Below are 22,898 nucleotides of genomic sequence, written 5' to 3'. Positions count from 1 at the left end.
ACACTCAGTTACAGCGTAAAAGGGTGAGCGATCACCGGGATGGGGAGGGGTACGATCATGTCGACATTTTCCAGAGGCAGCATCGTAAAACATCAGTCCGGCGAGATCAGAGGCGAGGTCATCAACGTCTTTGAGTTGCAGGACGCCCCCGTCGGGTATTACGTAAAGTGGGACGACGGCAATCTCAGCTATCATCCCGAGCAGGAGTTATCCTGGGCCAATATCGACCGGCCACGCATGCATTACACACAGCAATCCATAAAATAATCTGCCTGTTTAACCCCGTCGCTGCCTGGCGACGGTGGTTTTCTCTGTTTCCTTTCCAGTCTGCGTCTATCCTCTTCTTATCCGCTTCGTTACCGCCGACACCCGGTAAGGGCTGAACGCCCGGCTTCAGCGCGGTGCGGCAGGAAAATTGTGCCGCAAAGGTGATCCCCCTGACATAATATGGAATGATTACGTCCTGGAAAAATGGAGCAACCCCGAGATCCCATGTCCGAACAGACTCGTTATACCCTGCCCGTTAAATCCGGCGATCTCCGCCAGCTCGGCCAGCTCACAGGCGCTGCACATGCGGTAGAGTGTGCCAGCATTACCGAACGCCACGCCGGTCCGGTCCTGATGATTACCCCCGATACCCAGACTGCGCTGCGACTGCTGGATGAGATCCGCCAGTTTACCGATCTGCCGGTAGCCTACCTCGCCGACTGGGAAACGCTGCCGTATGACAGTTTTTCTCCGCATCAGGATATTATCTCGGCCCGTCTGTCGACCCTCTACCAGCTGCCCGTGATGCAGCACGGTATGCTGATCATGCCGGTTAATACGCTGATGCAGCGCGTCTGCCCGCACAGTTTCCTGCATGGCCATGCGCTGGTTATGAAGCAGGGGCAGAAACTGTCACGCGATCGGCTGCGCGACCAGCTGGAGCAGGCGGGCTATCGCCATGTGGATCAGGTGATGGAGCACGGGGAATATGCCACCCGCGGCGCCCTGCTCGACCTCTTCCCGATGGGCAGCGATCAGCCCTACCGTATCGACTTCTTTGATGATGAGATCGACAGCCTGCGCCTGTTTGACGTTGACACCCAGCGCACGCTGGAGGCGGTCGCCGAAATCAACCTGCTGCCCGCGCATGAGTTTCCCAGCGACAAAGCGGCCATCGAGCTGTTCCGCAGCCGCTGGCGTGAAATGTTCGATGTGCGCCGCGAATCGGAGCATGTCTATCAGCAGGTCAGTAAAGGCACGCTGCCCGCAGGCATCGAATACTGGCAGCCGCTCTTTTTCGAGCAGCCGTTGCCCAGCCTGTTCAGCTACCTGCCCGACAACACCCTGATTGTGAACTGTGGCGATCTCGAAGGCAGTGCCAGCCGCTTCTGGCAGGATGCCGAAGCGCGCTATGAGAATCGGCGCGTCGACCCGATGCGCCCGCTGCTGGAGCCGGTGACCCTGTGGCTGCGCCCGGATGCGTTAATGGGCGAGCTGAAAGCCTGGCCGCGCATTCAGATGACCAGCGAGGTGCTGCCGGCGAAGGCGGCCAATACCAACCTCGGCTACACCCCGCTGCCGGATCTGGCCATTCAGGCGCAGGCCAAAGCGCCGCTCGATCATCTGCGTCAGTTTATCGAAACCTTCAGCGGCGCCGTCGTCTTCTCGGTAGAGAGCGAAGGCCGCCGTGAGAGCCTGCAGGAGCTGCTGGCACGGATCAAGCTGCGTCCTCAGCCAGTGCATCGCTTTGATGAAAACGGCGACGATCGTTTCACGCTGATGATCGGGGCCAGCGAACGCGGTTTTATTGACACCCAGGGCAACCGGGCGCTGATTTGCGAGAGCGATCTGCTGGGCGAGCGTGTCAGCCGTCGCCGTCAGGATACCCGCCACACCATCAATCCGGACATTCTGATCCGCAACCTGGCGGAACTGCACCCCGGCCAGCCGGTGGTGCACCTGGAGCACGGCGTAGGACGCTACATCGGCCTGACCACGCTGGAGGCGGGCGGCATTGAGGCGGAATACCTGATGCTCTCTTACGCCAATGACGCCAAACTCTATGTGCCGGTTTCCTCGCTGCACCTGATCAGCCGCTATGCGGGCGGGGCTGACGATAACGCGCCCCTGCACAAGCTGGGCAGCGACGCCTGGTCACGCGCACGGCAGAAAGCGGCGGAGAAAGTGCGCGATGTCGCGGCTGAGCTGCTGGATATCTACGCCCAGCGCGCCGCCAAAGCGGGCTTTGCCTTTAAGCACGACCGTGAGCAGTATCAGCTGTTCTGTGAAAGTTTCCCGTTTGAGACGACTCCAGACCAGGCGCAGGCGATCAATGCGGTACTGAGCGATATGTGCCAGCCGCTGGCGATGGACCGTCTGGTATGCGGCGACGTCGGTTTCGGTAAAACCGAAGTGGCGATGCGCGCGGCATTTCTGGCGATCGAAAACCATAAACAGGTGGCCGTGCTGGTGCCAACCACCCTGCTGGCTCAGCAGCATTACGATAACTTCCGCGATCGCTTTGCCAACTGGCCGGTTCGCATTGAGATGCTTTCCCGCTTCCGTACCGCCAAAGAGCAGGCGCAGGTGCTGGAACAGGCCAGCGAGGGCAAGATCGACATCCTGATCGGCACCCATAAGCTGCTGATGAGTGACCTGAAATGGCACGATCTCGGTCTGCTGATTGTCGATGAGGAGCACCGTTTTGGGGTCCGCCATAAAGAGCGGATTAAGGCAATGCGGGCCGATGTGGATATCCTGACGCTCACCGCCACGCCGATTCCGCGTACCCTGAATATGGCGATGAGCGGCATGCGCGATCTCTCCATTATCGCCACGCCGCCTGCCCGTCGTTTGGCGGTGAAAACCTTTGTCCGGGAATATGATGACCTGGTGATCCGTGAGGCGATCCTGCGTGAGGTACTGCGTGGCGGCCAGGTTTACTACCTCTATAACGACGTTGAAAATATTGAGAAAGCGGCGCAGCGCCTGAGCGAGCTGGTGCCGGAAGCGCGGGTGGCGATCGGTCACGGCCAGATGCGTGAGCGTGAGCTGGAGCGGGTGATGAACGATTTCCATCATCAGCGTTTCAACGTGCTGGTCTGTACCACCATTATCGAAACCGGGATCGACATTCCGACCGCCAACACCATCATCATCGAACGCGCCGACCACTTTGGTCTGGCTCAGCTGCACCAGCTGCGCGGGCGCGTCGGGCGTTCGCATCATCAGGCCTATGCCTGGCTGTTAACGCCGCATCCGAAGGCGATGACCGCCGATGCGCATAAACGTCTGGAGGCGATCGCCTCGCTGGAAGATCTGGGGGCCGGGTTTGCGCTGGCGACCCATGACCTGGAGATTCGCGGCGCGGGCGAGCTGCTGGGTGATGAGCAGAGCGGCCAGATGGAGACGCTGGGCTTCACGCTCTATATGGAGCTGCTGGAGAATGCGGTCGAGGCGCTGAAAGCGGGACGCGAGCCGTCGCTGGAAGATCTCACCAGCAATCAGACCGAGGTGGAGCTGCGCATGCCTGCGCTGCTGCCGGAGAGCTTTATCCCCGATGTCAGCACCCGCCTGTCACTCTACAAACGCATCGCCAGCGCGGAGAGTGAAGAGGAGCTGCAGGAGCTGAAGGTCGAGATGATCGACCGCTTCGGCCTGCTGCCGGACGCGGCGCGCAACCTGCTGGATGTGGCAATTATCCGCCTGCAGGCGCAAACCGTGGGGCTGCGTAAGATCGAAGCCAGCGACAAAGGCGGTTATTTCGATTTTGCGCCGCAGAACAAGGTGGATCCGGCCTGGCTGATCGGCCTGCTGCAGAAGGAACCGCAGCAGTGGAAGCTGGATGGCCCGACGCGACTGCGTTTCACCCGTGAACTGTCAGAAAGAAAGCTGCGGATGGAGTGGGTGCAGGGCTTTGTTTCACAACTGGCTGAGCATCAGGTCTGACACCCTGCCCGCCTGGTACTGAGCGCCGGGCGGGCGGAACACCATGAAAAAGGCGCATCCGGAAGATGCGCCTTTTTCATTACGTCGTGCTGTGTGGCCGCGAAGGCGGCAAAGCTTTGCCCAATTACGCCTGGTCGCCGTTAAGAATCAGCTGACCGTTGCGATCCAGTGGAATACGCGTGCCGGGATCGTTCTCCATACGGATTTTGCCCTGCTGGTCGCCTATTTTATAGGTCACGTCATATCCCAGTTTTTTCTCTTGTTTATCATAAACTGTTTTGCAGCGCTGTTCGGTGGTGGTGTAGGTATCCCGATCCTGCAGTCCGGCCTGGACCTGATTACCGGCATAACCGCCCGCTACCGCACCCGCTACCGTCGCCACATCCCTGCCGCGACCGCCACCAAACTGGTGACCCAGCACCCCCCCTGCCACTGCACCTAATACAGAACCGGCAAGACGGTTTTCGTCCTGTACGGCCCGGCGATGCGTCAGGGTGACATTACGGCACTCCTGGCGTGGCTGCCTGATGCTCTCTTTGATAGGCGTTGCAGAAAGTACCTGAGCGTATTGCGGGCCGCGATCAAACACGTTCATGCCTGCCACGGCGGCAACACCCAGCGCTGCTGCCACACCAATACCGATACCCGCTAACATTGATTTATTCACAGGAAGTTCCTCCTGAAAAGTGTTACCGCGCATTCCTGCCGTAAAGCATCCTCGTTGACGGAGGTCTAACCGGCGTGCGCGACGCGCCGTGTTTGTTGGGATGAAGTTTTACAGATGGACCGAAATTGCAACATCAGATAAATGGAAGAAATTGGTCACTTTGCTTTCAGGACCAGTTTTTAGGAGAGTTCTGAGGTGCAGAAAGTTTTTACTGTTATCGATTTAAGCCAGAAATTTAACCAATAAAATCAATATTATAAATCTTTGTTAAGTGCTATAAAGAAGCTGACTGCCTGTTCTGGCAACCGCATTTCCATCGCTACCTGTAACCAGGTTACTGACTATGCCGTAAAAGTGAAGATTCATTCCTGAAGCAACCAGGCTTCAGGAATGAAGGAAGAGGAAACTAATCGAAAATACTCTTTGACGGGCATTCCTTCACGTCGCCCCAGCCCACTACGGCGCCATCCGGGGTGAGATTTTTGATGGACACGCTATCGCCTGCATATTCAGAGCCTCTGACCACAATTTCGTAGTCATGGTTGGCCTGAGGAATAAATTCAGCAGTGGCAGATTTTTGAGTGTTCTGATAGTACCCAGTCTCAGTCCAGTAGTGGAAGACCCGAATCATTTGTCCCGGTTTCAGGGTGAACTCATTGATGAAAGCACCATTATTATCAGATGAGGCTGGCATACCTATTCTTTTATTCCCTGTGAGAGGGATACCCAGAATGGCAAAGCCAGAAGTAATACGGCGTTCCAGTACTTTTTTATAGCAACCTGAATCCTGCTTCTCAAAGAACTGAAGAGCCGTATTACCCTCTGAACCGACACGAATCCGGGCCGCATCCTGTCCTTTATAATCATTCAGAGAAGGTCTGAAACCTGCAGTGCAACTGCTTAATAATAGTGCTATTAATCCGGAAATGATGATTTTTGCCGCCATTGTTTATCTTCCTTGATTAAACTTTAATAAAAATGGGATTATTTTAATGATGTCGAAACCGGGTGCCTGTTGCGTTGCACAGCGTTTATGGGGCGATGCAACCATTAAACAAAATGGCTTACCAAATCATTGTGCAAAGGCTTTATTAATCCTGCGGAAAAAATAAAATAAGGTATCTATATCTGACAACTAACTAAGTCCTGAAATTCGTTAAATATTAACCTTCACAGGCCGCAAAAAAAACAACCCTGACCAGATGATCAGGGTTGCAGATTTTAGCGTTAAATCAGAAACGGTAGCCGATACCAATGTTGAAACCATTGATAGCAACATCTTCGTTATATTTCACGCGAGTACCTTCATAGCCAACACTCACAGAGAGGTTGCTGACTGGATTCACGACAATACCTGCGCCATAGGCAAAAGAGGATTTATTTTCGCTATAATCTTCAGAATACGCTCCGAGATAAGTCACGTTCTCATCCACTTTGGTATGGGCAACACCGATCAATCCATAGAAGCTGACATAGTCATTGATACGATATGCCGGACCAGCCATCAGTGAATAATATTTTACTTTAGTTTTGCCGTCATACCCGCTGACATCGCCATAAAAATCTTCGCGCTCAGAAAAACCTTGATCGCCTTTCAGATAGCTGAACGAACCAATAACGCTGAGAGGAGAGTTCCACTCATAGCGATACTGAACATTGACACCGCGAATGTTTTTGAAGTCATCAACTTTGCTTTGAGCATAGCCGATCGAGACAGTGTGATTATCAGCCAGCGCATTGCTGCCCACGAACATACCGCCACACAGTAATGCCAGCATCGTTAATTTAGAGGTCATATGGTTAATTCCTTTTCATAATTTAACATTATTTCCCTGCGCTTATCGCAGGACTTCGTTCCCTGAATCACCCATACCCGGCGGACTGGTTATCGTTTTATCAATCCGCCTGTACCGGCCAGGAATTTCCTATAGCGCTCCGCGCCTTATGCTCAGACAGGATCGGAGTGCATCTGTTTATACCCAGATGTTTTAAAACAGGCTGACCTGTGGAAATCTGGGATTTAAATCCCACTCGTTCACAATGGCATTTCGCCCATTTAATTTGAGTTAAGTCAGGAATTTCACCACCTGAATAACTAATGTATTTTATTTAGCAATCCATTTTCAGGGCATCATCAGGCCAAAAAATAATCAGAGGTATCAAGACCGCATCGCAACAAAAAAAGAAAAATCACCGAAAATATTATCGCTAATACATCCAGAAAACCACACGGTTTTATACCGTCTATTAACACGGATTCTCAACCTGACCGCAAGACCCCCCTTTATTCAGACTCTGAGTTACAGATCTATTTAAATTGACCTGTATGGAAAATAGCAATTGGCGAGTTACAACTGCACTTATTCAAAAATGCTGACCTGAAACTGACTGCCAATGGAGGCTGTCAATGCTCCCTTCTGCCGGATGTGCTTATGGGCAGTCATGTTACAGCTGCGTCACGTCGCAATCTTTATTACCGATTTTAGTTGAGGCAAGGCGTAATCAGTAAGACAGAATGAAGGCTGGTCAATGCGGAATCATAGTGTGGTATTCAGCCGGGAAAGAATATTCCGTAAGGGGATATGAAGAAGGGATAAGCGAATTGCAGACTGCAAAAAAAGAATCCGTTTTCAGAGACGCCTCGCAGTTTACTACTTCGCTTTCAGCGAGTTTACCCGGCGGAAGGTGTATATTTGAACAGGATAAAACGGAAAAGGAAGAGCGCAACGAGAGATTTTTTAGCGCGGACTGAAGGTGTGTCACCACCAACAGCCCGCTGACCACAACCAACTGATGAGGAGTTGATTATGGCTGACACGCATCATAAGCCAGATACCCGCACACCCACAACCGCCGCCAGCGGATCGCAGCCGCATTATTACAAAGTGGGATACCGGCCTAATAAAGGCCAGCCGAACCCGCTGCCACAGCTCACCATTAAAGGCCGCTGGCTGGAAGCGCTGGGCTTTACGACCGGGCAGAAGATCGAGGTGATCACCGGGCCGGGACAGCTGATCATCCGACTGGCTGGGGTGTAATTGACAGATTAAAAATCCCGGCGCTGTGTGGCCGGGATTTCTTCAATGACTTAATGAGTAAGCTTTTACAAAATCATTATACGTTTCATGAAGATGGTAAAATTTTGCATCGGGATCATCTTTCAATTCTTCATATCTTTTCATTAACTTTTTGAATAATCCCTCAGGTGCAGGGTAAGGATCTGTCTCATTTTTTGCACAGTAAAAATAGAACAGCGCCTTTTCAAGCTCAGGAATGCTTACGTTTTCAGTCTCATTTAAAAGATAATTAAATGCAAACGGCCATTCATCCTCAGATAAAAGTAAATCATTAAGACAAATCGCTTTAAAAAAAGAACTGTCAACATGCTTTGTCTTCAGTGTCTTTTTACACATATCTTCAGCTAATCCAATATCTATTGAAAAAAGAGCATTAAGGTAATCAACCACCTCACTCACTGGATCTTCAAAAGATTCAATGTCGGCACAGCCATTAATTAAATAGCTGTTTATACCTTTTATTAAAGCTTCTTTGTCCTTATTGCTTTTCATTTGAATGCTCCTGTTTTAACAGTAGCCAATCGCTTTGATCCATCAGGTAGAAGTTTCCACGTCGCATATATCCTGACATTTCCACTTTGACCAGAGACTACAATAGATGTTTCTCGATTAGATGTTGTAACACCACTTGCAGAATTCAATAAGCTATCCATAATCATGGCATTGTTCTTTGCATTATCTGGTATCCCAGCATTATTCAAAACTCGATCCATTTCCTGTGATCTTTCAATATTATGAATTTGATCATTGAGTTTGTTAAGTTTCTCTCTCGCACCAGGTGTTTTAGCAAACTCTTTCTGATTGCTAATTTGCAAATCCTTCAATGAGTTATATTCTTTCTTCAATAACACCAAATCACCAGACGCTTTTCCACGCATATACAGTTCAATCTTATCTACAGGTATTTTTGCATCACCCTTCACTGCTGTAACATGATTTTTCCCGTTGGCATCTGGCAGAGAGTGTATTTCAAAACTACTGGCCAGTCGTTGCTTACCTGCCAGAGCTTCAATTTTGCTGGCTGCTGCCGGACCAATGACAGGCGTCATTGAAGCCGTAACAATCTTCATCCCCTCATAAGTCGATACATACTGCTCTGCCGTCGCCTTATCAACACCAAGCTGCGTCATGGCATAGTTCACCATCGCATCCTTCACCTGCTGCTGATTCTGTGCATCAACGCTGGTAATGTTCAGCAGGTTCACTATCTGCCCGTATGCATCCGGGTACATATCGCTGACTTTGTTATTGTAGTTCCCGGTTTCGTACTCTTCCCTGGCCGAATAGGCTTCAAGCCTTGCAGAAGCACACCCGGGGCTGGCAGCCCGGCCATTACCACAGGCATTAATAACCTTCAGGTCACGGCTGATATCTTTCTCACGCAGGTCATTTATCTTATGCTGTGCCTGCTCACGCTCTGCCGGGTCATTGCTCCTGAGTTTTTGCTTCGCTATCTCAAGCTCTGTCTTTTCATTAACGTGCAGCCAGTTATTCTCAACCGCATTTCTCCCCGCCTGCGCGCCCGCCACCGCACTGCCGGCGCTATCGCCGGCAATACCTCCCGCAAGGCCCGCCGCCAGCGTTCCCAGCGCGCTTATCGTCTGACGCTGCTCCTCACTCAGGTCCTCGCGCTTAACGCCCGGATATAGCTGCTGCGCGATGTACTCGCCCATCGCCGCGCCCGAGGCGCCCGCCAGTGCCGCATTACCCGATGCGTATGCCGTCACCGCGCCCACCACCGCGTGCGCCATCAGGTTCGCCTGAACGTTCACCACGTCCCTGCCGTCCGGGCCTTTTGTGGTCGTCAGCTTATGTATCTGTTCCGCCAGGTACGGCGCAGCCGCCCCGCTTACCGCCTGCGCCACGCTACCGCCCGCCAGTCCCTGCACCGCCGCCGTCGCCGCGCTGATGCCCTGCTGCAGCGACGACCCCGTGCCGAACGGCTTCATCGCCGTGTCGTAAGCCTGCTTCGCTATCTCATCTGACGTCGGGTTCAGCTTCCCTTTTCCGGCCAGCTCCTCTTTCGCCGCCTGAAGCGCCGACGGGTCCTGCTGCGCCTTCATCCCCGCTATCTGGCCCTGCGTCCGGGCGATATCCCCCGCCTGCGCGCCGATTTCCCCGATGAGCTGCGCCGCCTTCAGCCGGTTCTGCTCCTTCTCTTTATCAAAGATAACCTCCAGACCCGGGTTCGCGTTCGCCACGTCGCGGCTGAGCTCTGCCACGTCCTGCGTCTGCTTCGCCTTATCCCGGATAACCATCGTGCCGTCGCTCACCGCCGCCTTCGTCACCGACGAGGCGCTCCCGCTGCCGTTCAGCCCCGCCAGCAGGCCGTTCGACATGTTGCCCTCAAACTGGCTGCCGATGCTGCCGCCGGTGCTCATCCCCGCGCTCTGGTGCTCGGTTTTTAGTCCGCGTGGTTCTCAATGTTGCTGAAGCCCAGCGTGCCGGTGTCGAGCCGGTTTTTATCCGCGCTGGCGGTGGAGCTGATGACCGCACCGTTAAGCTGGGTGTGCTCACCGGCCGTCACGTCAAAGCCGCCCTGACCGGCAAAGATGCCCGTCTGTTCGGCCACGCTCTGCCAGTTGCTGTGCATTTTGTCCTGGCTGAGGTTCACGCTCGCCGACCCGGTCATCGAGCCGAAGGTGAAGCTGCCGCCCGCGCTGGCGTTCTGCTGCTTGCTGTCGTAGCGGTCGCTGTCCTGCTCCGAGGTCAGCGTCAGGTTGCAGTCCCCGATATACGTTCAAATTCATGTTAAAACTGAAAAATTACCACCACGGCCTTTATGGAATAATTTTATCTACGTCACCAATCATAACAATTTCGGAAGACTTAAAATCCTCATCACCTAAGAGAATAAATACTACTGAACCTTGTGATAGAATATAATCCATAACTTTCCCAAACGAGTTTTTTTGTATAGCCGAAACAAAACAACCCTCATCAAAACATGAGTCAGCAACAAGAAAATAAAAACTTTTATCCTTGTACGATGTCGTCATAATCATGTCAGATAAATTTTCAAACTCCAACTTAACAAATCCGCACAGCTTTATTTTCTTATCTCTGATTAAAAAGACATTTTTTCTTTCCTTAAGGAAGCTATAATTCTTACAACCATATGGTTTCAAACCCCAAAACCCTTTATGCCGATTTATTTTAGTATCATCTAACCAGGGCGCTAATTCACCATAAAAATAGAGTAATTTTTTTCAGATGAGTAACCCAACCACTTCAGCATGTCACTAAAAATCTGAAAATAGCCATCATTTCTATCACTGGCATTTATTTCAAGACTGGTAGCCTTATAGTCATTAGTTAATTCATTGATATAATCAAAGCAGATAACATCATTACCTTTCTTGATGCTATCTATATCTCTTACCTTGTATTTAATAGTCATAATGGTTACCTAAATCGTCATTAAAATGCGGACCTCTATTTTGGGGGTCATTATCACCAAAAAATGGCCTTTAGCATCATCTCTAATAATTATAGTTTTGATATTTCCATTTTCATCTCGTGTATCAAACTCATGTTTTTTACCTGGCTGTAACTTACCACGGCGATCATAATTAGGAGTTACTCTATCCGGATGTTTTGATACAGGTATACCTGACTGCCTCTTCGCCTCATTAAAAGCACCTGAGCGACCAGCCCCTTCAGGAGAAAGATTTGCAGGCTTGTCCCCTTCAGCCAGATAAGCCAGATCGTCCTTATTCTGCTCAGGAAGCGGCGTAACCGTGGTATTGCCCGCCGTACCCGGCGCACCTCCGGTATATCCGGTATGGCCTGCTCCCTTCTCACCAGACCGATCCAGCGTAACCAGCGACGCTCCTTTCTTTTCATCCTAAGCCGGATTGACCAGCTTACCACCCGTCAGGTCATCATTAACCGGCACGGTTTCCTTTTACTGCCTGCTCCATTTGTATGCTGCTGGCTCTGCGCCGAAACGATTGCCATCAGCACGCTGCTGGGATTTGGCCGGCAGAACGAATCAAGTCCTTCCTTAACTGCTGTAAAAAAATTCCGGCTAAATTCGACCAGTTTTTTTGTTTATTCTGAATCTGATAGGTGGGATTTTCTGGCTTTTCGCTCATCTATTTTAGCGAAGATCCATGATCTAAGAGCCGCTGCTGTTCCTGCAATAACACTTACGACCACAACATGCTCAATATCTGATCGCTCAAAACTTACCTTATCGGTCATTATGAGTTCTACCATTACCTGAGCCAGAGAGAAAAAGATCAAACAGCAAAAAACCATGTATGAAATGCTTAAAATTAGTAAGCCTACTGTCGGCTTATTTTTTCTTCTCATTAACTCTATCCTTAACAGCATTGCTAATAAATTCTCCTCCTGCAGCCCCGATAATATCACCTACTGGAACTGAATGTGGGCCTAATACAGGACTATATTCTTGCCACGTTGCAGAAGCGACCACTGGAGATCCCGGAAGGGATAATTGAGTGGCAGCCGCCTTAAGGTAACAAACTAGTTATAAAGTAAAAATCCCGACTCAGTGTGATACCGGTCAGGATTTTATCAGGATCAATCAGGATCAATCAGGATTGGATGGGGGAGATTTACGGGTTTTATGCTCACCAATTTTATTAAATACAAAAGCAGCGACTGTTATGGTTACTCCTGATATTGTACCAAAAAAAAATGTTCTTTTTATTTGTTCCAGTGGGTAGAAAAAATAATTCTTTGTCAGGTATATAAATAATGCCACCCCTCCGGTTAAGATAAAGTAGACAACACAGCAAAAAATACATGAGTAAATTAATAGTTTAATGTAACTTTTCATTTTTCTCAGCCCCTTGTTTACCCTGGCTATCTACCGGCGTTTTTAATGCTTCTTTAGTAAAACCATTGATAACTTCAGAGCCGCCAGATCCGATCACATCATATATAAAGTCAGGGATATTATTCCCACCAATTACTTTGTCTACTCCAATAGGAGCATATTTTCCAAAAAAGCCACCGGCTGCAGCTCCGACTACTGAGCCACTAACGGCAACCGCATCTGCTCCATCTGTGAATATTGTACCACCTGCGGCTATACCCACGTTCTGCCATACCCCGCGCCCCGGAGCCAATCCCCCCGTTACTGCCGCAGAAGCACTGCCCCAGTAATCCCAGGTTTTTTGCTGGTTTTCAGGCAAGCTCTGGTTCTTGACACTGTTTATATCAAACCACTGATATGTCCCGTTCGCTATTTCTGCGATTACTGCACCACCCACGACCTTACCTATCGACGCCGCCGGGCCTAAATACCACGCACCCGCAATCAACACACCATCTTTATAACCGTTTACGATAACTTTGGTTATATTTGCCCCTTCAGGCATATCACCTTTAACATTTTTACTCATTGCCGCGTTGATCTCTTTCGGTGTCGCTCCTGCACCTTCCATTGACGTCCCAAGCGTTGAGGCTGCACTACCATAACTGTTCAACCCTGACGGTAGATTGAACATGTCGTTGTTCTCAGAAGTATTTTTTCCTGCCTGAGCCCCTGCAACAGCTGAAGCTCCACTGTCTCCGGCAAGCCCGCCCGCCAGCCCACTTGCCAGCGTACTCAGAGTTGATATGGTCTGCTTTTGCGCCTCATCCAGTTTGCTATAGTCATCCGTACCGTACAGCGTTTTCGCTATCACGGAAGTTGCGGCGGAGGCGGTCGCGGCACCTGCCGCTCCGCCCAGCGCTGAGTTACCAGATGCCTGCGCCACTACTGCGCCAACTACAGCATGCGCCATCAGGTTGGCTTGCGGGTTGCCTTCCGTCAGCTTATGTATCTGTTCCGCCAGGTACGGCGCCGCCGCGCCGCTCAAGGCCTGCGCTACGTTTCCGCCCGCCAGCCCCTGTATCGCCGCCGTCGCCGCGCTGATACCCTGCTGTACTGCCCCGCCGGTTCCCATTCCGCTGTCCGGCATCGCCCGGTTGTACAGCGTCTGGTACACCTGACCCGTGATGTCGGCCGTGGTGGGTTCATGACCCGGATTCGCCTTCCGCCACTGCGCTTCGGCGTCCTTCCTCTGGTCCGGCGAGATGTTTTTCATCTTCTCAGTAGCGGCCTTTGTCGCCGCTATCTCACCCTGCGTCCGCGCGATGTCGCCCGCCTGGCTGCCGATTTCCGCCAGCAGCTGCGCCGTCTCCATCCGCCGCTGCTCTTTCTCCTTATCGAAGATTTTATCCAGCCCCGGATTCGCCCCCTCTGCGTCGCGGCTCAGCGCCGACACGTCCTGCGTCTGCTTCGCCTTATCACGGATAACAATCGTGCCGTCGCTCACCGCCGCCTTCGTCACCGACGAGGCGCTCCCGCTGCCGTTCAGCCCCGCCAGCAGGCCGTTCGCCATGTTGCCCCCGAACTGGCTGCCGATGCTGCCGCCGGTGCTCATCCCCGCGCTCTGGTGCTCGGTTTTGTAGTCCGCGTGGTTCTCAATGTTGCTGAAGCCCAGCGTGCCGGTGTCGAGCCGGTTTTTATCCGCGCTGGCGGTGGAGCTGATGACCGCACCGTTAAGCTGGGTGTGCTCACCGGCCGTCACGTCAAAGCCGCCCTGACCGGCAAAGATGCCCGTCTGTTCGGCCACGCTCTGCCAGTTGCTGTGCATTTTGTCCTGGCTGAGGTTCACGCTCGCCGACCCGGTCATCGAGCCGAAGGTGAAGCTGCCGCCCGCACTGGCGTTCTGCTGCTTACTGTCGTAGCGGTCGCTGTCCTGCTCCGAGGTCAGCGTCAGGTTGCGGCCGGTGCCGACCTTCACGCTCTCGCCGCGCAACTGTGCCCCGGTCAGCGTGGTGTCGCGCCCGGCGTTCAGGCTCAGCCCGTTGCCCGCCGTGAGCGTGGTCTCTGTGTGGGTCAGCCCGTTGCCGTTTGCGCGGCCTTTACCCGCGTTGACGCTGGCCGACACGCTGATGCCGTAGCCGCCCGATCCGGCAGTCAGCCCGATGCCGGCGCTGCCGCCCCTGCTGCTGTTGGTGCTGTCGGTGCGCTCGCTGTTCTGCGCAGAAAGCAGGCTGATGTCGTTTTTCGCCGTCAGCCCGAGGTCGCCCACCGCCTGCAGCTGACTGCCCTGCACGAGGATATCGCCCGCGCTGCCCGGCTGCGCGCCGGTGGCGGTGATGTTCAGGTTACCGCCCGCACCCAGCGTACTGCCCTGCGCCTCGCGGCTTTCGGAGCGGGTCTCGCTTTTCGACGACTGGCTGCCGTACGAGAGGCTGATCCCGACCGAGCTGGTGGAGCCTTCGTCATAACCTTTATCACCCGGTTTGAGGCCCGAAGCAGTGTTTCTGGCGTTCGCCGCACCGGTCTGCGCGCCGTCCATCTGGTAAGCCTGCGCGGCCTGCGCCGCCGTCAGCGCCGCTTTGGTTCCCTGCAGCGCCTTCAGCCGGCCATCATCGCTCTCATCGGCGGTGCGGGCGGTCTGCACCGCCGTGTTCAGCGCCGCGCCCACCGTCCCGGACAGCGCCAGCGTCAGGCCGCTCTGTTTCTGCTCGGTCTTCGTCAGCGCGGTGTGGCTGTTTTCGGCTGCGCTGACGGTCACGTCGCTGCCGCTCAGGGAGAGATCCTGACCGGCGATCACGTCGCTGCCGTGCACGGTAAGCTGATTACCGGCGCTGAGGGTGACGCTGCCGTCGCTGCTGCCCACCGTGCTGCCGCGGTTAAGTGCACCGCTGGCGTCGGTGCTGCTCTTCTGCATGGCCTGACCCACGGTGAAACCGATGCCGCCGCTACCCATCAGGCCCGATTTTTTCTCCTCGCGCTGATGCACTTCATTATTCGTTTCTGTGGCGGTCGTGATGCTGAGATCGCGGCCCGCCGTCAGTGCCACATCCTGCGTACCGGCGACGTTGCTGCCGGTCACGCCAATGTCGCGGCCCGCCTGAAGCCGGACGCTGTCGCCGCTCAGGGTGGTGCTAAGCGCCTGACTGCTGTGCAGCTCGTCGTGGGTCTCCAGGCTGCTGCCCGACAGCAGTCCTTTGCTGGTCTGTTTACTGTGTTCGGCGAGATCGGTGCGGCTGTTGCCCGCGCTGAGTACGATATCGCGTCCGGCACGGGCGGTCAGTGCACCGCCCGCCGTGACGTCCGCAGCGGTGGCGCGAATATCCTGTCCGGCACTCAGTTCCAGCGCACCACCGGCGGTGATGCGTGCCCCGGCGTCGCTCTGCTGTGACAGGCGACGGTAGTTGCTGCTGTTCCAGCTGTCGTCTTCACTGTGCTGCGTGCTGAGGGTGCCGAGCGTCAGGTCATTGCCCGCCTGAATCTTCGTGGTGCTCTTCTCTCCGGCGTTGCCGATATCGCTGGCGGCCAGGGTGATATTGTTCAGCGCACTCAGCGTCAGCGCACCGTCACTGCCCTGCACGTAGATACCGGCCGGACGATCGATCCAGCGGTCGGTGCCGTCGCCGCGCAGCGTGGACTGGCTGGTGATGTCGCGCCCCGCCAGCAGCGTAAGCTGACTGTCGCCACGCAGGGTGCCGCCGAGGTTAGTGATATCCTGACGGGCGGTAAGATTAACCGTGTTGCCGCTGATGTAGCCGCTGTTAGTCAGCGACTGCGCCGTCAGCTGCGTCACGTCGCGGCCCTGAATGGTCCCGCTGTTGGTGATGTCGTTGCGGGCGTTCAGCGCCACGCTACCGCCCCCGATCAACGCGCCGTCGCCGGTTAAGTCACCCTGTTTTACCTTCGCATAAACCTGCGGCACCAGCACGGTCTGCTGTGTGCCATCCGGCAGCGTCACGGTCTGGTTCACCAGCCAGACGATGTCGCTGGTGAGCAGTGCCATCTGCGCCGGGGTCAGCGCCACGCCGAGTTCCAGGTTGTAGGCTTTGCCAAAGGCTACCCCATTATTCATCAGCCCGCGATACTGATCTTCATCGCTGCCATATCCGCTGATGTAGCGGCTGCCGGTCAGCTGAATAATCTGATCGCGCACCAGCCGCTGCTCGTAATAACCATCACCCAGCCGCTTCAGAATCAGGCTGCTGTCGGTGGTCAGGGCATTCTGCATGTAGTCGCTGCTGAGCCACTGCTTCTGATTCACAAAGCGCGGATCGGTCTCGACCAGGTAGTGGCTGTCACTGCCGGGTTGCAACTGGTAGAGGCTGTTATCCGGCAGACGGATGTCCGGTGAGACAGCGCGGATCACCGGCGTAATGGTCTGTCCGTCGACCACTGTTGCGGGCAGCGTAAGCGAGAGCTGCTGACCGGCTGGTAACAGCAGCGGCCGGTCTTTGAGGCTGCCGAGTTTGTCCAGCGTCAGTGCGCTGTCATAGCGTAATCCGGCGGGCAGTAAGGTACTGCCGCTATCCGTGGCACTCAGCGCCACGGCGGTAACTGCCTGCTGAAGAGAAGGCGAGCCAATACTGTCGGCCTGCGCAGTAACGCCCTGCTGCTGCCGGTTGCCGGTCTGGTAGCCATTTCCCTGCGGCGCGGCGTTAGCCTGCCAGCTCAGCGTCTGCAGATCGATGGTCTCTGTCACTGGTGCCGGGCGATACGTTTTTTTATCTCTACCTTGTGACGTTTTGGTTCCGCCAAATTTCTTTTTCTTCTTCTTCGCGTACCAGCGTACCGATTTCCCGTCGTCCGTGGTGACGCGCGTTCCTTTCGTCGCCTGATTATTCAGTTCGCCTATCTGCCCGCCCAGCACGGCCCCTGCGACGATCTGGCTGTCGTGGTTGTTGAGACGGTCAGTGCTAAAGGTCATGTTACCGCCCGACAGGATTTTGCCTGGATCGCTCTCCTGGATCTGGGTTTCTTTCACTACTCTTCGGTAGTCATACTCATAAAACTCGCTGCCGCTGGTGCCGTCCGGCATTTTTGCCGTGTGCACGCCATATTTATTTTTTTTGCTGGTGTCCACTTTGGCCCAGTCGAAGCGGTCAGTATGGCCTTTGAGCACCGCGTCATGGTGCTGGCTATCTTCAGTCGTAACGACCTGCGTGGTCAGATGGCGGTTGGTATTGTTGATTTCCACCATGCTGATCGTGGCGTCCTGCCCGGCCTCAATGGTTGCCCCGTCATTGTTGAGCTGCTGCCCCTGTCCGGTAGCCTGATAATTCGCATCCAGCTGGCCGCCAATATGCAGATCGCCATCACTGTAAATCAGCGCATGGTCGCGGTTGTTCAGGGTGCCCGCCGCAATATCCATTCGCTGTCGGGCAGCAATCACCGCCGCTTTGCCCTCTTCACTGAGGTTATTGAGCAGCGAAGCCGCAATGGCAATGTGATCTCCAAAGATGCGACCGGTGCCGCTGTTATTCAGCACGCCCGCCACCAGATGCGTCAGGCCACCATCAATCAGACCGCGATTATTCAGGGTGTCCGCTGCCGTGATGTCGGTCTGTCCGCCGCTGATCTCACCACCTGCCTGATTATTGACGTTCTGTGCAGTCAGGTAGAGCGCCTGCTGGGCCGCGAGGGTGCCGTCGTTGGTGACGTCGCCCCCTGTCGTCAGGCGCAGTGTGCCGTTGGCTTTGACCGCTGAGGTATTATGGAAATCACCCGCCAGGGCGATGCCAAGATCACCCTGCGATAGCACCTGCCCGTCGCCGCTCAGCGCAGCCGCATTGATCTGTACGTCGTGATCGGCGATCAGGGTGCCCTGCTGGTTGTTGATAGTCAGCGTCTGACCCGGCGCATTATTGATGGCCAGTGTCCGACGCTGCTGGGTTTTAGAAGCCACAGACCGGGCTGGCGCACTCTGCTGGATGGTCAGGGTATCAGCGGAGGAGATCAGCCCGCTGACGTTGTCCAGCGCCTGCTTCACGATTAATGCCAGCCGCTGGTTTGCACGTAACGCACCCTGGCTGTTATCCAGGGTATCGGCTTCGAGGGTTAAGCTGCCCGCTTCGATCCCTTTGCCGCTCTGTCGGGTATCGCGGTTGATCAGCGATGGCGTGGTAATCGTCATCTGCTGGCCGCCCTGAATCAGCCCGCTGCGGTTATCGAGTTGCTGGCTCAGCGACAGTAAGCCATCACCGACGCTTTGCACCAGCCCGTCGCTGTTGGTGAGCTGACCTGCCGTCAGTGATAGCGTGCCTGCCGAGAGGAGTTTGCCTGTCTGATTAAGCAGCGCATTTTGTCCCGCATTGAGCGTCAGATCGGTGCCGCCCTGTATCTGCCCCTGCTGGTTATCCAGCGCGCCACTGTCGATGTGAAGGTTACCGCCACTGGCAATCAGTCCGCGCTGGTTGGCCAGCGTCTGGCCGGACGTGTTAAGGGTGATATCCCCCGCCGACTGCAGTTTACCGTCACTGTTGTTCAGTGCCTGACCGCTGAACAACAGGCCGCCATTACCTGCGATTTGTCCCTGACTGTTGTTCAGCTCAGAGGCACCGATCGTGGCCTGGTTTCCGGCGGCAATAAAGCCCGTCTGGTTATCAATCGCACCACTGCGCAGATCCAGACTGTTCAGGGCAACGATGCCGCGCTGGCTGCCACTGTCGCGATTGATCAGGGCGTGGCCCTGGGTGTCCAGCGTCATATCGCTGCCGGCCTGTAACAGGCCGCCCTGGTTCTGCAGCTCGCCACTGGTGAGATTAAGCCGTCCTTTACCGCCCGTCAGCGTGCCGGACTGGTTGTGAATGTCGCCTGCCGCAATCTGTGCCCCTTTGCTGCCGGTGATAAAACCACGCAGGTTATCCAGCGTGCCGCTGTAGAGCTTCAGGATACCCGCACTGAACAGGCCGCCTGCCGCGCCACTGTCACGGTTAATGAGCTCGTTGCCATGGGTATCCAGATTGAGATCGCCACCCGACTCCATCCTGCCTGCACGGTTGTTGAGCAATCCGCTGTCCAGTTGCAGCGTGCCTTTAGCGCCCAGTTGCCCCTGCTGATGATCGAAGGTCTGCTGATGGGTGTCGATGCGGACATTCTGGCCCAGCATTACACCATTACGGCCATCGATCTGGCCGCTCAACAGAAGCAGATCGCCTCCTGCAATCAGCCCACCGCGCTCGCCGCTGTCGCGGTTAAGCAGTTCTCCGCCCTGAGTGTTAACTGATAACGCCTGGCCCGCCTGAAGCAGACCATGCTGATTATCAATGCGGCTGCTTTCAATCGTCAGTCCACGATCGGCATTGATTATTCCATCCGCGTTCTTCAGCACGCCGCTATTCAGTTGTACAGAACCTGCCGAGACCAGCGTGCCGCTGCTGTTGTCGAGATCGCCACTGCTGACCTGAAGATTAGCTCCCGCAACAATGCCCCCCGACATCGCGTTGTTCAGGGCTTTTCCGTGCGTATTCAGCTGCATATCCCCGCCAGACTGCAATCGACCGCCACGATTATCCAGCGCACCGCTGTTCAGCTCCAGCGCACCTCTGGCACTCATCAGGCCAGACCTGAAATCAGCAGCCTGCCCCTGAGTATCGATCAGCAGGTTCTGCCCCTGAATAACACCCCGGTCGCTCAGTATCATTCCGGTGACGAGTTGCAGATCGCCACGCGCAACAATGCCGCCACGATCGCCGCTGTCGCTATTGTTCAGCTGCGCGCCCTGCGTATCCAGAGAAAGCGCCTGACCTGATTGTAATAAGCCTCGCTGATTGTCGAGCCTGCCTGTCTTGAGCGTCATTGCGCCGTCCGACATCAGGATGCCGTCAATGTTAGTCAGCAGGTCACTGCTGATATGGGCAGGCTGCGCAGCGGCGATGACGCCGTTCTGGTTATCAAGGTCGCCACTGTACAGAAGTAACGCGCCACCGCTGATGAGTCCTGCTTTGCCACTGTTGCGGTTATTCAGCACCTGCCCATGTGTATCGAGCGTAAGAGCGTCGCCTGACTGGATCAGCCCGGTTTGATTGTCCGTTTTTCCACTGGAAATACTGAGAGTGGTACGCGCGACCAGATTGCCGCTGACATTGTTCAGTTCGCCCCGCTGCGTATCGATATCTACATCGTGACCGAGCACGGTTCCACGCTGATTATTCAGCGCCTGACTGCGAAGAGTCACCTGCCGGCTCGCTTCGATACGGCCCTGCGTGTTATCAATAGCCTCGCGGGTTTTCAGCGTAGCATCACCGCCAGTTGAGGCAATAAGGCCCTGCTGATTATTCAGATGCCCACCCGTAAGTTGCAGATTGCGGCTGGCCTGTATCGCCCCCTGAGCGTTTGTCAGGGTCTCCTGAACCTGCAGTTGCAGATTGCCACTGCCAGCAGCCAGCAACGTGCCGCTACTGTTATCCAGGCTGCCTGAAGTGAGATGCAGGTTACCGCCGCTCTCAATCCGTCCATCGCGGTTGTCTGCGCCGCCTGAAGCCATGATCGCCATCTCGCCTGTACCACGCTGCGACAGCAGACCCTGATGGTTATCCAGCGTGCCCGCTGTCAGTGTCAGCGCCTCTGCCTGGGTATGTCCCTCTGAAAGATCAATCCTTTCACCGCTGAGTGTTAGCGCACCCGCTGATAACAGATTGCCCTTATTTCCATCGAGGCGAGTCGCATTTAGATTCAGCGCGCCGCTGCCTGCCAGTTGCACCGTGCCGCCCTGATTATCAAGCGATGGCGTTTCAAGCCACAGTGAATCGCCGTTACCTGAAATGAGTCCGCCCCGGTTTTCAATGTGCTGAGCCCGCAGCCGGGTATCGCCCTCATTGCTCAGCGTGCCCTGATTGTTAAACAATGAACCAGTGGAAATAGCCAGGGTTTCACGGTTTTGCTGGCGTAGCAGACCACGATTGTTACTGATGTTTTGCGCTGAAACAGTCAGTCTGCCAGCAGCCAGCTTGCCATCATCATTATTAAGGTTCGTTGCAGACTGAACTTCGAGCGTGCTGCCCGCTATGGTTGCCCCCTGGGTGCTGATGTTTGTCTGGGTAGACGTCAGCACAATAGCATCAGCCGAAGTCTGGCTGCCGGTCATATCGACCTGGGCTCCCCGCGCCTGAATCTGGTTATGCGCCAGATTTTTGCCCTGTGCTGTAAGGTTACCCTGACTGGTCAGCAGTAAATTGCCGGGCTGACTCAATGTGCCATTGCTGTCAACGCCTGCCGCCAGGGTGCTGTCAGCGGTATTCTCAAGCGTGCTGGCAGTAAGCGTTGTGTTACTGCCAGCGCTTACCAGTCCGCTGTTGCGCAGCGTGCCGCCGGAGGTCAGCGTCACATCCTGCTGTGAGACGATATTTCCCTTATTCTGTAGATCGCCAGTGCTGGCTATCTGTAGTGCAGCCTGACTTTGCAAGGTACCACTGTTTTCCAGCCTGCCATCTGCCGTCAGATGCAGTTCACCTGCGCTGGCCCCCAGCTCGCCAGCATTGCGCACACCCACACCTTTCTCGGTACCGGTCAGGGTGATTTTATGGGCATACATACCACCGATTGCCGCGACGTCCAGTGCAAACTCAGGGCGTGTTGCCCCATCATCCGTTTTTACTGTGGTGACGTTGCCTTCAGCCGTAACCTGATTCCTGCCCGAAACCACATTAAGTTCACGGGCATGGACTTTCGCGTTAACCGCCACCGACTGCGCGATGATCTGGGTATAGTCCGCATCGCTGTCATTCAGGCCCTTACCTTCAATATTGATGCGGCCGCCATTCACATCAAACCCCTTGAGCTGACCGTTTTCGATCAGTGCCTGGCCGGTGGTAAGCGTATTGCGGCTGGCGTTAATAAATCCACAGCCGTTACAGGTAATGCCTGAGGGGTTAGCGATAACTACGGCAGCCCGTTTACCCGCCACTTCAATAAACCCGTTCAGCTGGCTGGGATTACGGCTATTCACTTCGTTGAGTATGACCGTCGCTTCCTGCTTTGAAAGCCATGGGTTAGCCGCCACCATGCCGCCAAGTTGAGTGGCGCTGTTCTGATGACTGTTGTTCAGGATTGCGCCACGCGCATCGACGTCGAGCTGACTGTACTGATTGCGTGAGACCCCCTGACTGTTTGGCGTCTGAATGTTGATTTGCGGCAGACCGTTAGCAGTGGCCATGACGGTGGGCTGCTGGCTGCCTGGCGCACTGCTGTCGGCCACAATATTGGCCTGCGCCGGCAGGCTGACCACCCCTGCCGCCAGCCAGAGTACAAAGCTGAGCGGTGAAATCCGTACCTGCGTCTCTGAATGAGAGGTGCGCTGACGGCATCGGGCAACGCGCGAATAGCCGCTGCGGGTGATGTCAGATACCACCACTAACATGCCGCGAACCCGATTGAAAATAAGGCGATAGCAAAGTTTATTCATAATGCGCACAGTCCATTGTCAGCAATATTGATGAAG

11 protein-coding genes and 1 pseudogene are annotated in these 22,898 nt (G+C 54.7%); 3 read left to right on the top strand and 9 right to left on the bottom strand.

Features of this window, described 5'->3' with window-relative positions:
- The first annotated feature begins 57 nt into the window (after nucleotides 1–57).
- Together ACR6AS_RS03695 and mfd are read left to right on the top strand one after the other, a co-directional pair.
- Nucleotides 58–267 (top strand): hypothetical protein, encoded by a 210-nt coding sequence (locus ACR6AS_RS03695; protein ID WP_111138670.1) that lies wholly within the window; start codon nucleotides 58–60, stop codon nucleotides 265–267.
- Nucleotides 268–492: 225 nt separating this feature from the next.
- Nucleotides 493–3,936, top strand: coding sequence for a transcription-repair coupling factor (gene mfd, locus ACR6AS_RS03690; protein ID WP_367396262.1), 3,444 nt, complete (start codon nucleotides 493–495; stop codon nucleotides 3,934–3,936).
- Between the two features lie 124 nt (nucleotides 3,937–4,060).
- Here the strand turns inward: mfd and ACR6AS_RS03685 are convergent, their stop codons facing one another.
- From ACR6AS_RS03685 to ACR6AS_RS03675, 3 genes are all read right to left on the bottom strand, one after another.
- A complete protein-coding gene (locus ACR6AS_RS03685) occupies nucleotides 4,061–4,603 on the bottom strand; it encodes a glycine zipper 2TM domain-containing protein (protein WP_111138716.1) in 543 nt (180 codons plus the stop codon).
- A 406-nt stretch (nucleotides 4,604–5,009) separates the two neighbouring features.
- A complete protein-coding gene (locus ACR6AS_RS03680) occupies nucleotides 5,010–5,549 on the bottom strand; it encodes a hypothetical protein (RefSeq protein ID WP_434161155.1) in 540 nt (179 codons plus the stop codon).
- A 286-nt stretch (nucleotides 5,550–5,835) separates the two neighbouring features.
- On the bottom strand, nucleotides 5,836–6,399 hold the full coding sequence (locus tag ACR6AS_RS03675; RefSeq protein ID WP_111138667.1) for an Ail/Lom family outer membrane beta-barrel protein: 564 nt from the start codon (nucleotides 6,397–6,399) through the stop codon (nucleotides 5,836–5,838).
- Between the two features lie 1,011 nt (nucleotides 6,400–7,410).
- Between ACR6AS_RS03675 and ACR6AS_RS03670 the strand changes: the two genes are divergently transcribed.
- Nucleotides 7,411–7,641 carry a SymE family type I addiction module toxin gene (locus ACR6AS_RS03670; RefSeq protein WP_111138666.1) on the top strand — a complete coding sequence of 77 codons (231 nt, stop codon included), beginning with the start codon at nucleotides 7,411–7,413 and terminating at the stop codon, nucleotides 7,639–7,641.
- A gap of 42 nt (nucleotides 7,642–7,683) precedes the next feature.
- Here the strand turns inward: ACR6AS_RS03670 and ACR6AS_RS03665 are convergent, their stop codons facing one another.
- The 6 genes and pseudogenes from ACR6AS_RS03665 to ACR6AS_RS03640 form a co-directional block, all read right to left on the bottom strand.
- Complete coding sequence (locus ACR6AS_RS03665; protein WP_434161153.1) at nucleotides 7,684–8,172, bottom strand: hypothetical protein; 489 nt, start codon at nucleotides 8,170–8,172, stop codon at nucleotides 7,684–7,686.
- Nucleotides 8,169–10,402 (bottom strand): annotated as a pseudogene (locus ACR6AS_RS03660) (VENN motif pre-toxin domain-containing protein); the annotation flags it as partial. The gene ACR6AS_RS03665 and the pseudogene ACR6AS_RS03660, both read right to left, overlap by 4 nt.
- Nucleotides 10,403–10,460: 58 nt before the next feature.
- A complete protein-coding gene (locus tag ACR6AS_RS03655) occupies nucleotides 10,461–10,808 on the bottom strand; it encodes a hypothetical protein (protein ID WP_434161151.1) in 348 nt (115 codons plus the stop codon).
- A gap of 50 nt (nucleotides 10,809–10,858) precedes the next feature.
- A complete protein-coding gene (locus ACR6AS_RS03650) occupies nucleotides 10,859–11,080 on the bottom strand; it encodes a hypothetical protein (RefSeq protein ID WP_434161149.1) in 222 nt (73 codons plus the stop codon).
- A 653-nt stretch (nucleotides 11,081–11,733) separates the two neighbouring features.
- Nucleotides 11,734–11,997: a hypothetical protein gene (locus ACR6AS_RS03645; RefSeq protein ID WP_128086896.1), complete on the bottom strand. Its 264-nt coding sequence runs from the start codon at nucleotides 11,995–11,997 to the stop codon at nucleotides 11,734–11,736.
- A 473-nt stretch (nucleotides 11,998–12,470) separates the two neighbouring features.
- Nucleotides 12,471–22,862, bottom strand: coding sequence for a hemagglutinin repeat-containing protein (locus ACR6AS_RS03640; RefSeq protein WP_434161147.1), 10,392 nt, complete (start codon nucleotides 22,860–22,862; stop codon nucleotides 12,471–12,473).
- Nucleotides 22,863–22,898 lie beyond the last annotated feature (36 nt).

Source organism: Pantoea phosphatilytica (genome assembly GCF_051025615.1).
Lineage (GTDB): Bacteria > Pseudomonadota > Gammaproteobacteria > Enterobacterales > Enterobacteriaceae > Pantoea.
Note: the sequence above shows the minus strand (reverse complement) of the source record. Positions and strands in the feature narration are given on the sequence as shown.

Coding starts and splice junctions, on each gene's coding strand:
- ACR6AS_RS03675 (WP_111138667.1), bottom strand. CDS start 6,399: ATGACCTCTAAATTAACGATGCTGGCATTACTGTGTGGCGGTATGTTC.
- ACR6AS_RS03665 (WP_434161153.1), bottom strand. CDS start 8,172: ATGAAAAGCAATAAGGACAAAGAAGCTTTAATAAAAGGTATAAACAGC.
- ACR6AS_RS03680 (WP_434161155.1), bottom strand. CDS start 5,549: ATGGCGGCAAAAATCATCATTTCCGGATTAATAGCACTATTATTAAGC.
- mfd (WP_367396262.1), top strand. CDS start 493: ATGTCCGAACAGACTCGTTATACCCTGCCCGTTAAATCCGGCGATCTC.
- ACR6AS_RS03645 (WP_128086896.1), bottom strand. CDS start 11,997: ATGAGAAGAAAAAATAAGCCGACAGTAGGCTTACTAATTTTAAGCATT.
- ACR6AS_RS03695 (WP_111138670.1), top strand. CDS start 58: ATGTCGACATTTTCCAGAGGCAGCATCGTAAAACATCAGTCCGGCGAG.
- ACR6AS_RS03640 (WP_434161147.1), bottom strand. CDS start 22,862: ATGAATAAACTTTGCTATCGCCTTATTTTCAATCGGGTTCGCGGCATG.
- ACR6AS_RS03650 (WP_434161149.1), bottom strand. CDS start 11,080: ATGACTATTAAATACAAGGTAAGAGATATAGATAGCATCAAGAAAGGT.
- ACR6AS_RS03670 (WP_111138666.1), top strand. CDS start 7,411: ATGGCTGACACGCATCATAAGCCAGATACCCGCACACCCACAACCGCC.